This window comes from Streptomyces reniochalinae (assembly GCF_003323735.1).
Taxonomy (GTDB): domain Bacteria; phylum Actinomycetota; class Actinomycetes; order Streptomycetales; family Streptomycetaceae; genus Streptomyces; species Streptomyces reniochalinae.
In genome coordinates this window covers 302,281-316,379 of sequence record NZ_QOIM01000036.1, presented here as the reverse complement: position 1 = coordinate 316,379, position 14,099 = coordinate 302,281, and the positions used below count along the sequence as shown (strand labels likewise).

General features: G+C 69.6%; 6 protein-coding genes. All 6 read left to right on the top strand.

Going from position 1 to position 14,099, the window contains the following annotated elements; all coding sequences use genetic code 11:
- A partial coding sequence (locus tag DQ392_RS17580) for a non-ribosomal peptide synthetase (RefSeq protein WP_114016558.1) occupies nucleotides 1–7,304 on the top strand: 7,304 nt, incomplete at its 5' end.
- Nucleotides 7,305–7,357: 53 nt separating this feature from the next.
- Nucleotides 7,358–8,623, top strand: coding sequence for an enterochelin esterase (fes, locus tag DQ392_RS17575; RefSeq protein ID WP_114016557.1), 1,266 nt, complete (start codon nucleotides 7,358–7,360; stop codon nucleotides 8,621–8,623).
- A complete protein-coding gene (gene leuB, locus DQ392_RS17570) occupies nucleotides 8,620–9,744 on the top strand; it encodes a 3-isopropylmalate dehydrogenase (RefSeq protein ID WP_114016556.1) in 1,125 nt (374 codons plus the stop codon). The genes fes and leuB overlap by 4 nt, the downstream gene beginning before the upstream one ends.
- On the top strand, nucleotides 9,741–11,186 hold the full coding sequence (locus DQ392_RS17565; protein ID WP_114016555.1) for a pyridoxal phosphate-dependent aminotransferase: 1,446 nt from the start codon (nucleotides 9,741–9,743) through the stop codon (nucleotides 11,184–11,186). Before leuB ends, DQ392_RS17565 begins: the two co-directional genes overlap by 4 nt.
- 97 nt (nucleotides 11,187–11,283) lie before the next feature.
- Nucleotides 11,284–12,612 (top strand): hypothetical protein, encoded by a 1,329-nt coding sequence (locus tag DQ392_RS17560; protein WP_114016554.1) that lies wholly within the window; start codon nucleotides 11,284–11,286, stop codon nucleotides 12,610–12,612.
- 69 nt (nucleotides 12,613–12,681) lie between these two features.
- Nucleotides 12,682–14,085 carry a 3-isopropylmalate dehydratase large subunit gene (leuC, locus tag DQ392_RS17555; RefSeq protein WP_114016553.1) on the top strand — a complete coding sequence of 468 codons (1,404 nt, stop codon included), beginning with the start codon at nucleotides 12,682–12,684 and terminating at the stop codon, nucleotides 14,083–14,085.
- Nucleotides 14,086–14,099: the final 14 nt, after the last annotated feature.

Here is a 14,099-nt window from a genome sequence, read left to right as displayed (position 1 = left end):
TGCCGGCCAAGTCCAGCTCATGGCGCCAGTGGGCCGAACGGCTGCGACAGGAGGCAGCCACCACGCCCACACTCGACGAACTCACCTACTGGCACGAACAAACCCAGGCCACCCACCCCCCCCCCATGGACAACCCAGCCGGCCGCAACACCATCGGCCACAGCCGCACCTACCAAGCCGTACTCGACCAAGCAGCAACCCGCGCCCTGCTCCACGACATCCCCGCGGTCTTCCACACCCGCATCAACGACGTACTCCTCACCGGCGTCACCTCAGCAATCGGCACCTGGACCGGCGACGACCACATCCGCCTCGACCTGGAAGGCCACGGCCGCGAGGAACTCTTCGACGACATCGACATCTCCCGCACCACCGGCTGGTTCACCACCATCTCCCCCCTACGACTCCCCGTACCCGCCACCACCGCACTCGGCAACGGACTCAAACACATCAAAGAAGCCCTACGAACCCGCCCCCGACAAGGCATCGGCTACGGCCTCCTCGCCCACAGCCCCACCGAAACCCGCAACACCCTACAAACAACCACACCCGCCCAGATCAGCTTCAACTACCTCGGCCAATTCGACGAAACCCTCGCAAGCAGCTTCGCCGCCTCCTCCGGACAGGCCGGCCCCGACTGGCACCCCGACAACCACCGCCCCTACCTGATCGACATCGTCAGCCACATACACAACGGCCGACTCCACATGCAATGGACCTACGACAGCGACACACACACCACCCACACCATCCAACAAGTCGCCGAGAACACCCTCGAGACCCTCAAGGGCCTCGCCAAGGAGGCCGTCCGCCCGGACGTACAGGGTTACAGCCCCTCGGACCTGCCGCTCAGCGGCCTGACCCAGGCGCAGATCGACGCCCTGGTCGCCGAGCTGCGCACGCTGCCCGCCTGGCGCACAGGCGCCTCGCCGCGCCCACTGGAGGACTGCTATCCGCAGACCCCCACGCAGGAGGGCCTGTGGTTCCAGAGCCGGTTCGCGCAGGGCGAGGGCGCCTACCACGTCCAGCAGATCCTCCGGCTGAACCAGACGCTGGACGTCGCGGCCTTCCGGCACAGCTGGGCCGAGGTCATGCGCCGGCACCCGATCCTGCGCACCAGTTTTTGGCAGGCGGCCGACGAGGCCCTCCAGCTGGTCTGGGCCGACGTTCCCGTCCCGCTGGAGGAGCAGGACTGGCGCGCCGCGCCTCTCCAGGAGCAGCAGGACCGGCTGCGCGGCTATCTGGAGCACGACCGCGTCCGCAGCTTCGAACCGGACGATGTGCCGCAGTGGCGGATGCTGCTCGCACGGACCGCGGACGACGCCTACCAGCTCGTGCTGAGCGCCCACCACACGATCCTGGACGGGTGGAGCATCAGCCTGGTCCTGAGCGAACTCGTCCAGTGGTACGAGGCGGCCACCCGCGGCGGGCACGTCGAGTCGGCACCCGTGCGGCCGTACCGTGACTACGTGACCTGGCTGAAGCGCCAGGACATGGGGCAGGCCGAGGAGTACTGGCGCACCGCCCTCCAGGGCCTCGACGAGCCCACCGCGCTGGACGTGGGCAAGCGGACGGACACCGAGGGCGATGCGCCGGCCACCCAGGCCTGGACCAGTACCGACCTCAGTGCGGCGGAGGCCGGGGCGCTCCAGGAGTTCGCCGCCAGCCACCGCCTCACCCTCAACACCGTGCTCCAGGGCTGCTGGGCGCTGCTGCTCAGCCGCTACGCCCGTACCGACGACGTCGTCTTCGGCACGGTGACCTCGGGCCGCCCGTCCGAGGTCGAGGGCGTCGAGCGCATGGTCGGCCTGTTCATCAACACGCTGCCGATGCGGGTCCAGCTGCCCGGCCAGGCCCCGGTGCTCGATTGGCTGCACGGCCTCCAGGAACAGAACGTGCAGATGCGTCAGCACGAGCACTGCCCGCTCGGCCAGATCCAGCAGTGGGCCGAGACGCCCGCCGGCGCGCCGCTGTTCGAGACGCTCTTCGTCTTCGAGAACTACCCGGAGGACGAGCGCCGCGGCAAGGCGCTGAGCTTCTCGGAGATGGACTCCCAGGAGCAGACCCACTACCCGCTCAACACTGTGATCACAGTGGGCGAGCGGATCGGCGTGAACATCCTGTACGACACGCGGCGTTTCGACGCGCGGACCGCCGAGGCGATGCTCGGGCACCTCAGGGAGCTCTGCCGTGAGGTGGTGGCCGCGCCGCAGCGCCCGCTCGGCCAGGTCACCATGCTCACCGACGGCGAGCTGGACCGTGCGGTGAACGAGTGGGCGACCGAGACCACGTCCGACGTCGAGGCCGTGTATTACCACGAGCTCGTCGCGCGGCAGGCGCTGTCGACGCCGGACTCTGTCGCGGTGGTCCACGAGGACGAGCACCTCACCTACGCAGAGCTCGAGCGCCGCTCCGACCGGCTGGCGCACTGGCTGAAGCGCCACGGCGTCGGACCCGACGTGCTGGTCGGGCTCTGTCTGGAGCGCTCCACCGAGAGCATCGTCGGCATGCTCGGCATCCTCAAGGCGGGCGGCGCCTACGTCCCGATCGACCCGCGCTACCCCCGCGACCGGATGGCGTTCGTCGTCGAGGACGCCCGGCTGCACCTGATGCTCACCCAGGAGCACGTGGTGCCGAAGCTGCCCGAGGGCGACTTCGAGGTCTTCTGCATGGACTCCGAGTGGTCCGCGGTCGCCCAGGAGCCGGTGGGCGCTCCGGCCACCACGCTGACGCCGCGGAACCTCGCCTACATCATCTACACCTCGGGCTCGACGGGACGGCCCAAGGGCGTGATGGTGACGCACCGCTGCATCCACCACCTGGTGCCGTGGATCCGCCGGCACCCGTGTTTCGACCGGCGCCAGCACGTGCTCCAGGTCGCCTCGACGAGCTTCGACTTCTCCGTCTGGGAGATCCTTATGCCGCTGGTGACCGGCGGCACGGTGTACATCCCCGGCAAGGACGTCCGCATGATCGGCACGGAGCTGCACGACGTGCTCGACGAGCGGGCCATCGAGAGCCTGAACTTCACGCCCGGTGCCCTCGCCACACTGCCCACCGACGAGCCGCTGCCGCATTTGCGCACGCTGGTCGTCGGCGGCGAAGCCTACCCGGCCGATCTGATCAGAACCTGGGCGCCGGGCCGTACGTTCTTCAACGTCTACGGGCCGACCGAGTCGACGGTGTTCGCCACCGGCGGCCTCACCGACGAGCACCTGGACGTCATCCACATGGGCCGCCCGCTCACCAACGTCCGGCTCTACGTCCTCGACCAGCACATGCAGCCGGTGCCGGCCGGGGTGCCCGGCGAGCTGTACATCGGAGGCGTCGGCGTGACCAGGGGCTATATGAACCGCCCCGACCTGACTGCGGTGAACTTCGTCGCGGACCCGTTCGGCGACGAGCCGGGCGGCCGCCTCTACAAGAGCGGCGACCTGGTCAGGTACCTCCCCGACGGCAACATCGAGTTCGTCGACCGGGTCGACTCCCAGGTGAAGATCCGCGGTTTCCGGATCGAGCTGGGCGAGATCGAGACCGTGCTGGAGCAGCATCCGCTGGTCCGCGGCTGTGCTGTGCTCGCCCAGCCGGACGGGTCGAGCAAGCGCCTCGTGGGCTATGTCGTGTCGCACGAGGAGACGCCGGACACCACCGAGGTGCTCCGGGCGCATCTCAAGGAACAGCTGCCCTCGTACATGGTGCCGCCGTCCTTCGTCTACCTCGACGAGCTGCCGCTCAACAGCAACGGGAAGCTGAACCGGAAGGTGCTCCCGCTGCCTAAGGAGACCGAGGCGCCGGAGTCCTCGACGGGCGCGCCGCCGCGCACCACGACCGAGGCGCAGCTCGCCGCGGTCTGGCAGGAGGTGTTGGGCCAGAGCCGGGTGGGCGTCTTCGACGACTTCTTCACCCTCGGCGGGCACTCGCTGCTCGCGGTGAAGGTGCAGGCCCGCATCCGCCAGACCTTCGAGGTCGAGATGCCGGTCAGGGTGCTGTTCGAGCAGACCACCGTGGCCCAGGTCGCGGCCGAGGTGGACGCCGCGCTACGGCAGAAGGAGCCGCACGACGTGGTCCCCCTCGTGCCCGTGGAGCGCGACCAGCCCATCCCCGCGACGTTCGAGCAGCAGCGACTGTGGTACATGGACCGCCTGCACCCGGACAGCCCGCTGTACACCGTGGGCTGGCTGCTCCACAGGCCCGAGGCGGTGGACGCGGCGCGGCTCACCAGCGCCCTGGAGGCGCTGGTGGAGCGCCACGAGACGCTGCGGACCACCTTCCGGGAGAGCGGCGGCCGCGTCTGGCAGGAGATCGCCGAGGCCGGGCAGGTCGTCCTCGCGGAGGCCGACCTGTCGGCCGAGCCGGTCGAGCGGCGGCCGGAGGCGGCACGGGACCGCGCCCGTGAGCTGTGGAAGGAGTCCTTCGACCTCACCACGGGGCCGCTGCTGCGCACCCTGCTCATCCATCTGTCCGACAACGAGTCACTGCTGGTGTTCAGCGCCCACCACGCCATCGTCGACGGCTTCTCGCTCCCGATCCTCAACGAGGAGCTGCTGCGCGGCTACGACGACCTGGGCTCGGGCCGGCCGGCCACCCGGGAGCCGCTCCCCGTGCAGTACGCCGACTACGCGGTGTGGCAGCAGCAGTGGATGGAGGAGGACCGGCTCCGTTCACACCTGGAGTTCTGGAAGGGACAGCTGGCCGAGGCGCCCGCGCTGATCTCGCTGCCCACCGACCGCCCCCGGCCCGCGGTGCAGAACTTCGAAGGCGCCTCCGTGAGCGTCTCGCTGCCGGCGGAGCTGGGCGAGCGCATCGCCCGGGTGAGCGGCGAGCATCAGACGACGCAGTTCGTGGCGCTGCTGAGCGCCTTCGCCGTGCTGCTTTCGCGCTACAGCGGGCAGGAGAAGGTGGTGGTCGGCATCCCGGTCGCCAACCGGGGCCGGGTCGAGACCGAGCCGCTGATCGGCTTCCTCGTCAACACCGTGGCCCTGTGCGTGGACCTCTCGGGCACCCCGGACTTCTCCGACGTGGTGGAACAGGTCCGCTGGAAGCTGCTGGAGGCGCAGAGCCACCAGGAGGTGCCGTTCGACCGCATCGTCGAGGAGTTGAAGCCGGAGCGCAGCCTCAGCTACAGCCCGGTGTTCCAGGTGATGTTCACCGGCCTCGACAAGCTCTTCGAGGACATCGCCGAGGAGCAGGAGCAACCGGCCTGGATGCAGGACGTGATGGAGGCCGGTATCGGCGTCTCCAAGTTCGACCTGGGCCTGAGCGTGCAAAAGCGCGACGGCGCGCTGCGGCTGACGTTCGAGTACAGCACCGCCCTCTTCGAGCGGGACACCGTCGCCGGCATGGGCGAACACCTGCGGCTGCTCACCGAGGCGGCGCTCAGGGAGCCACGGACCCCGGTGGCGCGGCTGCCGCTGCTGACGGCCGCGGAGCGTGACGAGATCGTCGACGGGCGCAACGCGACGCGGGACGCGTCCGTGTCGCGGCCCACCACCCTCCACCACCTCTTCGTTGAGCAGGCCCGCAGGACCCCCGACCGGATCGCGCTGTCCTGCGAGGACGGCCAGCTCAGCTACGCCCAGCTGGACCGGCTCGCCAACCGGCTGGCGCACACGCTGCGCGAGAGGGGCGTGGCCGCGGAGGCCCGGGTCGGCATCTCCCTGCACCGGTCCCTCGACCTGGTGATCGCCCTGCTCGCCGTCCTCAAGGCCGGGGGCGCCTATGTGCCGCTCGACCCGGACTACCCGGCGGACCGGATCGCGTACATCGCCCAGGACGCGGCGGTACAACTCGTCCTGGTCCAGCCCGGCACCAGGGAGCAGGTCGGCTTCCTGGCCGAGCGCGGCGTCGAGCTGGTCGAGCTCGGTGGTGCCGACGACGGCTGGCTGGAGGCGAGCGATGAGCCGGTGGGCGCACGGGTGCACCCGGACAACCTCGCCTACGTGATCTACACCTCGGGCTCGACCGGCAGGCCCAAGGGTGCGATGCTCTCGCACCGCGGCATCTGCAACCGGCTGCTGTGGATGCAGAGCGCCTACGACCTGCAAGAGGACGACCGGGTGCTCCAGAAGACGCCATTCAGCTTCGACGTGTCGGTGTGGGAGTTCTTCTGGCCGCTCATCGCCGGTGCCCGGCTGCACGTCGCGCGTCCTGACGGGCACCGCGACGCCGGCTACCTGGCCGAGCTGATCGAGCAGCAGCACATTTGCGTCCTGCACTTCGTGCCGTCGATGCTCCACAGCTTCCTGGCACAGCGGACCGCCGCCGAGCGCTGCCCGGACGTCCGGCACGTGATGTGCAGCGGCGAAGCGCTGCCGCTGGAGGTGCAGGAGCAGTGCATGCAGGCCCTGCCGAAGGCACGGCTGCACAACCTGTACGGGCCCACCGAGGCGTCCGTGGACGTCAGCTTCTGGGAGTGCGTGAGCGAGCCGGGGGCGAGCAGCGTGCCTATCGGCCGCCCGGTGGCCAACACCCAGCTGTATGTGCTGAACGAGGCGATGGCGCCGGTGCCCGACGGCGTCGTCGGCGACCTGTTCATCGGCGGCGTGCAGCCGGCCCGCGGCTACCTGGGCCGGCCGGATCTGACCGCGGAGCGCTTCGTCGCCAACCCGTTCGGTCCCGGGCGCCTCTACGCCACCGGTGACCTCGCCCGCTTCCGCGCGGACGGCGTCATCGAGTACGCGGGCCGCAAGGACCACCAGATCAAGATCCGCGGCTACCGGATCGAGATCGACGAGATCGAGGCCGTCCTCGCCGACCACCCGGCCATCCGCCAGTGCCTCGTCGTCGTACACGAGGTGACCCGCGCCGACAAGCGGCTGATCGCCTTCGTCACGGCGCGGGACGGCCAGGAGGCGGTCACCGCGGACCTCCGGGCGCACCTGCTGGAACGGCTGCCCGAGTACATGGTGCCCGCCTACTTCGTGCCGCTGGAGGAGTTCCCGCTGAGCCCCAACGGCAAGGTCGACAGGAAGGCGCTGCCGGCACTGCCGGACGTCGTCTCCCAGGTACAGACGAGCGAGAGCTACGTCGCGCCGCGGGCCGGCACCGAGGCCGCACTCGCCGGCATCTGGGCGAAGCTGCTCGGCCTGGAGCGCGTGGGCAGCCAGGACGACTTCTTCGCCCTGGGCGGCCACTCGCTCCTCGTCGCCTCGCTGGCGACCGAGGTCCAGGACCGCTGGGGCGTGGAGCTGAAACTCCCGGTCGTCTTCCAGAACCGGACCATCGCATCGCTCGCGCAGGTCATCGACCACAGCGCCGACCAGGACGAGGAAGCGGACGCGGACGAGCTGTTCGACCTGCTCTGAGCGGCCCCCGCGGCACCCGTGACCGACCTCAACGGCTTAAGGAGAAACGACCCATGTTCGCTCCGGAGAAATCCCTGGTGAGTCCCCGCATCTCCCGCGTGGCCGAGGCGGTGGCGGCGGGGAACCACGGGGCCGTCGACGAGCTGTGGAAAGAGGTGGCGGAAAAGGGGTCGCCGCTGAGGGAGCAGGTCGCCGACGACCCCTCGAAGACCCTCGTCACCTTCCTGTGGCGGGACCCGGGCGACACCGAGAACGTCCTGGTGTTCTTCTACAGCGTGCCGGAGGGCTCCGACCCGCGGGACTTCGGTATGCGGCGGATCCCGGCCACCGACGTCTGGTACGCGTCCTACTTCCTGCCCTCGCACCTGCGGACCACGTACCTGTACTCGGTGAACGACTCACTGCGGCCGTTCACGTCCTACGCCGACGTCGTCTCGCGCATCCCGTCCTACGGGCCCGATCCGCTCAACCCCGTGGAGCACACGATCCTCGGCCAGGAGGGCGGCATGCGGGTGTCGGTGCTCGAACTGCCCGACGCCCCGAAGCAGCCCTGGAACATCAAGCGCCGCGGGGTGCCGAAAGGCTCCACCCGCATGCAGACGATCGAGAGCGAGATCCTGGGGACGCAGCACCACGTCAGCGTGTACACGCCGCCCGGCTACGACACCTCGGGCGAGACCTACCACGTCTTCGTGCTCTTCGACGGCTGGGCGTACTACAACTTCGCCGACATCACGACGGTGCTGGACAACCTCGTGTACGTCGGGCGGATCCCGCCGTACGTCCTGGTCATGCACAGCAACGTCGACCAGCGGACCCGGGCCCTCGAACTGCCCTGCCACCGGCCCTTCGTCGACTTCCTCAACCGCGAACTGATGCCGTGGGTGCACGAGAACTACCACATCACCGACGACCCGGCGCGGACCGTGGTCGGCGGCTCCTGCTTCGGCGGCCTCGCGGCCGCGTACGCCGCGCTCACCTCGCCGGAGCGGTTCGGCAACGTGATTTCCCAGTCGGGCTCCTTCTGGTGGCCGGAGAAGGACCACTCCGAACTCGAACCAGAGTGGCTGACCCGGCAGTTCGAGCGCCACCCGCGGCTGCCCGTCCGGTTCTCCCTGGAGATCGGGAGCCTGGAGGAGGCCATCGTCGACTACGACCCGATGACGGCGCACCTCAACTTCCACGACGTTCTCAGGGCCAAGGGCTACGAGGTGGACTACTCCGAGTACATGGGCGGCCACGACCTCATCTGCTGGCGCGGCTCCATGGTCGACCGGCTCCTGTCCTTCCACCCCAAGCAGAAGGAGACGGCCCGATGAGCGAGGCCACGATCACGGTGCTCCCGGGCGACGGTGTCGGCCCCGAGGTGACCGCCCAGGCCCTGAAGGTGCTGCGTGCCGTGGAGAAGCGGTACGGCCACACGTTCACCGTCCACGAGGGCCTCGTCGGGCTGGACGCGATCGCCTCGGAGGGCTCGGCGATCTCCGAAGCCACCTTTCAGACGTGCGCGCAGAGCGACGCACTCCTCTTCGGCGCGGTCGGCGCCCTGCCTGCTGCGGAACGCCGCGCCGGCGGGCCCCGTCCCGAGCTGGCGCTCTTCCGGCTCCGCAAGGAGTTCGGCTTCTTCGCCAACCTGCGCCCTGTACGCCCCGCCGAGGCGTCATACGCGGCATCGTCGCTCAAGCCCGAGTGCCTCAAGGGCACGGACATGGTGTTCGTACGGGAGCTGTCGGCCGGCCTCTACTACGGGCACATGGAGACGGTCCCCGGCAAGCCGAGCGAGATCCGGCAGCGCGACGGGCGCACGGAGGCCGTCGACACGCTGCTGTACACCGAGGAGGAGATCGAGCGCGTCGTGCGGGTCGCCTTCGACGTCGCCGCCGGCCGCCGCGGAAAGGTCACCTCGGTCGACAAGGCGAACGTGCTCAGCTCCTCGGTGCTGTGGCGGCAGGTCGTGGACCGGGTGGCCGCCGACCACCCCGGCGTCGCCTACGAGCACATGCTGGTCGACGCCTGCGCCATGCGGCTCATCAGGACCCCGGCGGAGTTCGACGTCATCGTCACCGAGAACCTGTTCGGCGACATCCTCACCGACGAGGCCTCCATGCTGACGGGCTCCATCGGGATGCTCCCGTCAGCGAGCCTCGGCACCCGGCGCACCGCGGGCGGGCTGTTCGGCCTCTACGAGCCCGTGCACGGCTCGGCCCCCGACATCGCCGGGCAGGACGCGGCCAACCCGGTCGGCGCGGTGCTCTCCGCCGCCCTCCTGCTGCGCCACTCGCTGGGCCTGGAGCGGGAGGCCGCGGCCGTGGAGAAGACGGTCGAGGACGTGATCAGGGACGGCTACCGGAGTCCGGACATCCACGAGGAGGGGTGCACAGTCGTCGGCACCGAGGAGTTCGGCCGGCTGATCGTGGACAGGCTGGAGGCACGTCCGTGACCGCACAGCACACCGCAGCCGCGGCCGGGGGCACCCTCGACGAGCAGCGGCAGCTTGTCCGCAAGGCGCGCGTGGAACTGCTCCAGCGCCACCGCGGCGGGCAGGAGGGCGGCACGGAGCCGCCGATCCGCGTGATGGCGCGCATCGTCGAGGACCTGCAACGGGAGTGCGCCGAGCGCGGCTTCGACCCAGCGGCCACCCGCCTGGAGATAGTGAACCGGACGATCGGCGACGTGAACGTGCGCCTCATCACCGAGTGCGAGGGCGAGGAGGGCGGCTCCGGCGACTACCGGATGCTGGGCGACGAGCTCGGCATCGCCCTGCCGGGCGAGGACATCGGCGGCTACACGGCGTCCGGCACGTGCTACCGGTGGCTCAGGGGCCAGATGCTCGACGCGGAGCGGCAGCTCCTCGCGGTCGGCTACGACCCGCGGATCTACGACATCCACGGTGTCGGCAACCCGGTACTGCGCGACTGGCTGGCGGCGGACATGCGGGAGTGGGGCCTGGAGGCGACCGCCCAGCAGGTGGCCCTCGGGCTCGGCGCCACGGACTGCATCGACAACGTGCTCCGCGGCCTCGCGCACCTCGCCCAGCGCCACGGCGAGCCCGTCGGCGCCATGCTCTTCCCCGCCCCCGGTTTCAACATCCCCGAGTTGCAGGGCGCGTCGTACGGCTACCGGCTGCATCCCGTGCAGACCCGGGCGGAGGACGACTTCAAGCTGACCGACACGCTGCTGGCACGCCACCTCGAAGAGCACCCGGACGTCACGGCCATCTACCTGACGGTGACGAACAACCCGACCACGTTCGCCTACTCTCCCGCCGAACTCTCGGCGTTCCAGCAGGTGGTGGAGCGTTTCGTCGCACAGGGCCGGCGCCTGCACGTCATCGCCGACCTCGCCTACGTCGGCACCGGGGTGCCCGAGGAGGACCGGGCGCGGATGCGCGCCCTGACGTCGAGACCGAAGACGGCCGGCGCGATGATTTATGCGAACAGCTTCTCCAAGACGCACACGCTGACCGGCGAGAGGTTCGGCTGGGTCGTGTTCGGCGACGCCGCTTTCGCGCGGGCCATGGGATCCAGCTGGACGAACAGCGTGGGTTCGCTGCCCGGCGAATGGCAGCTGCGCTTCATGGCCTACCACAGGCTGTTCCGGCAGAATCCGCACCTGCTTGAGAAGATCCGCGAACTGTACCGGCTCCGCCGCTCCCGTCTGCGCCGACAGCTGGAACGGTTCGACGCGGAACACGGCCTGTTCGAGCGCATTTACCTCGACGACGACGCGACCATCTACAACTGGAGCAAACTCAGGCCCGGCGAGGACTGTTTCTCCGTTCTGGAGAAGACCGGACTGGCCGGAATTCCCGGCTCCACCTTCGGCTACAGCGACGATTACGTGCGCTTCTCGGTCGGCATTCTGCCGGTCGAGACGGAATGACGGCCGGTCGAGTCAGCGCAGCGATCACCTTTCCAAGAAGGAGAGATCGTGCAGCAGAGAAAGCACCAGATCCGCATCAACGGGGAGGACGAAGAAAATGGACTCTGTTGACATCCCGGTGAACTTCAACTGGAACCGCGACGAGGACCCGCTCTCGCCCCTTCCAGCGCAGATCCCCGGTGAGCCGTCGCCTGAACAGGTCGCCGGCGCGCAGGTACTCTCCGAATGCCTGCGAGACGGCCTTCAGGGCATACCCGGATATCCGACGGTCGATGAGATGATGCGGTATCTGCACCTTCTCGACGGGTTCGGCGTCAAGTACGCCACCGTCGGCATCTACCCGGGCGACAAGGGCCGGCTCAGCGGCATCATGAAGGATCTGCTGCGGCGGATGAAGGACGAGGTGCCGGATGTCGTCCCCTCGGTCCTCTCCATGTGCACGGAGGACTCGCTCCAGTGGACCGCCGAGTGCAAGGCCATCCACCCGGCCCTGGAGTCCGTCGTCTTCATGGGCACCGCACCCTCGCGCCGGCTCGTGCAGGGCTGGGACCTGGACTTCATCCTGGACCGCCTCGACACGTTCATCAGGAAGACGGTGGAGCTGGGCGTCCCCGTCATCGCGGGGACCGAGCACACCACTCAGACCTCCCCCGAGGACCTGCGCGCCATCGTCCGCACCCAGATCGAGGCCGGCGCCTCCACCGTCGTGCTGGCGGACACCATCGGCATCATCCGGCCGCTCGGCACCTACCGGATCGTGCGCTTCGTCCGCGACGAGCTCGACGCCCTCGGCGTACCGGACGTGCAGCTGGACTGGCACGGCCACCGCGACACCGGCAACGCGCTGGGCAACGCCATGATGGCGGTCGCCGGCGGCGCCAAGCGCATCCACGTGGTCGCGCGCGGCGTCGGCGAGCGGTCCGGCAACGCCTCCCTCGAGGAGACCGTGCTGAACCTGGCCGCCATGCAGCAGGAGGCCGGGCTGCCGGTCTCCTGGGAGATGCCCCGGCTGTTGGAACTGATCACGTACTACCAGGACATGGTGGGCGTCCCCACCGCGGAGCACGGCGTGCTCGGCAAGCGCTTCAGCCACACCTCCTCCGGCATCCACTCCGACGCCATCCTCAAGGCCCACGCCCTGGCGGAGAAGGCCCACAACGAGGGGAACCCGGAGCTGGAGGCCCAGCTGGTGGACATGGCCCGTACCGTCTACTCGGCCATCGACCCGGCCTTCGTGGGCGGTACCCAGTCGGTGACCGTCAGCCCCTGGAGCGGCCAGAGCACGGTCAGGCTCGCCCACCTGCACAGCGGACGCGACCCCCGGGAGCTGTCCGCCGAGACCATCGAGAAGGCCCTCGCCCTCGCCAACCAGCTGCGGCGCGAGCTGACCCCGGACGAACTCGAGGAGTGCCTGGCCAAGGCATAGGCACTACGCCACGGAGCCCGGGCGCTCCTTCGCCGTCACGACAGCACCACGTATGGGAGTTGCCGCACGATGCCACGAACCATGTTCGACAAAATCTGGGACGCGCACGTGGTGCGTGACGAACCCGGTGAGATTCCGATGCTGTACATCGATCGGCACCTCACCCACGAGGCGACCTCGCCCCAGGCCTTCGCCGGCCTGCGGGAGCGCGGCCTTCGGGTGCACCGCCCCGAGAGCGTCGTCGCGGTGATCGACCACAACGTGCCCACGGTGCCGGGCCGCAGGCTGGTCGATGTCGTCGACGACCAGAGCGTCATGTGCATCGAGACGATGGAGGAGAACGCCCGGGACTTCGACATCATGCTCCTGGGCATGAACGACGAGGAGCAGGGGATCGTCCACGTCATCGGCCCCGAGCTGGGCCTGTCGCTGCCCGGCATGACGGTCGTGTGCGGCGACTCCCACACGTCCACGCACGGCGCCCTGGGGATCTTCGCCGTGGGCATCGGCACCAGCGAGGTCGAGCACGTGCTGGCCACCCAGTGCCTGCTCCAGCAGAAGCCGAAGACCATGCACATCAACATCGGCGGGGAGCTGTCGCCCGGCGTGACGGCGAAGGACGTCGCCCTCGCGGTGATCGGGCGGCTCGGCACCGGCGTCGGCACCAACCACGTCATCGAGTTCAGCGGCTCCCTCGTCAGCTCCCTGTCGGTCGAGGGGCGGATGACGTTGTGCAACATGGCGATCGAGGCCGGTGCCCGGGCGGGCATGGTCGCCCCCGACGACGCCACGATCGAGTACCTGCGCGGACGGCGGTACGCGCCCACCGGTGAGCTCTTCGAGCGGGCGGCCGAGCAGTGGAAGCAGCTCGCCGGCGACCCCGGCGCCCACTTCGACGCCGCGCACGAGGTGACCCTCGGCGCCCTCGCCCCGCAGGTCACCTGGGGCACCAACCCCGGCATGGTCACCGACGTCACGGGCACGGTGCCGGACCCGGCCGTCGAGGAGGACCCGGTGGCGCGTCTGGAGACCGAGCACGCCCTGGAGCACATGGGCCTCACGCCCGGACAGCGCCTCCAGGACGTCGGCGTCGACGTCGTCTTCATCGGCTCCTGCACCAACTCGCGGATCGAGGACCTGCGGCTCGCGGCACAGTACGTCTCCGGACGGCGGGTCGCCGACGGCGTCCGGGCCATCGTCGTGCCCGGTTCGATGACCGTGCGCCGGCAGGCCGAGAAAGAGGGGCTGGCGGACGTCTTCCGCGCGGCCGGCTTCGAGTGGCGCGAGGCAGGGTGCAGCATGTGCATCGCCATGAACGGCGACCGGCTCTCGGCCGGCGAGCGGTGCGCCTCCACCAGCAACCGCAACTTCGAGGGGCGCCAGGGCCGCGGCGGGCGGACCCATCTGGTGAGCCCCGCCACCGCGGCCGCCACGGCGGTGGCCGGCCGCTTCGCCGACGCACGAGAGCTGTAGAGAAGGGGCTTATC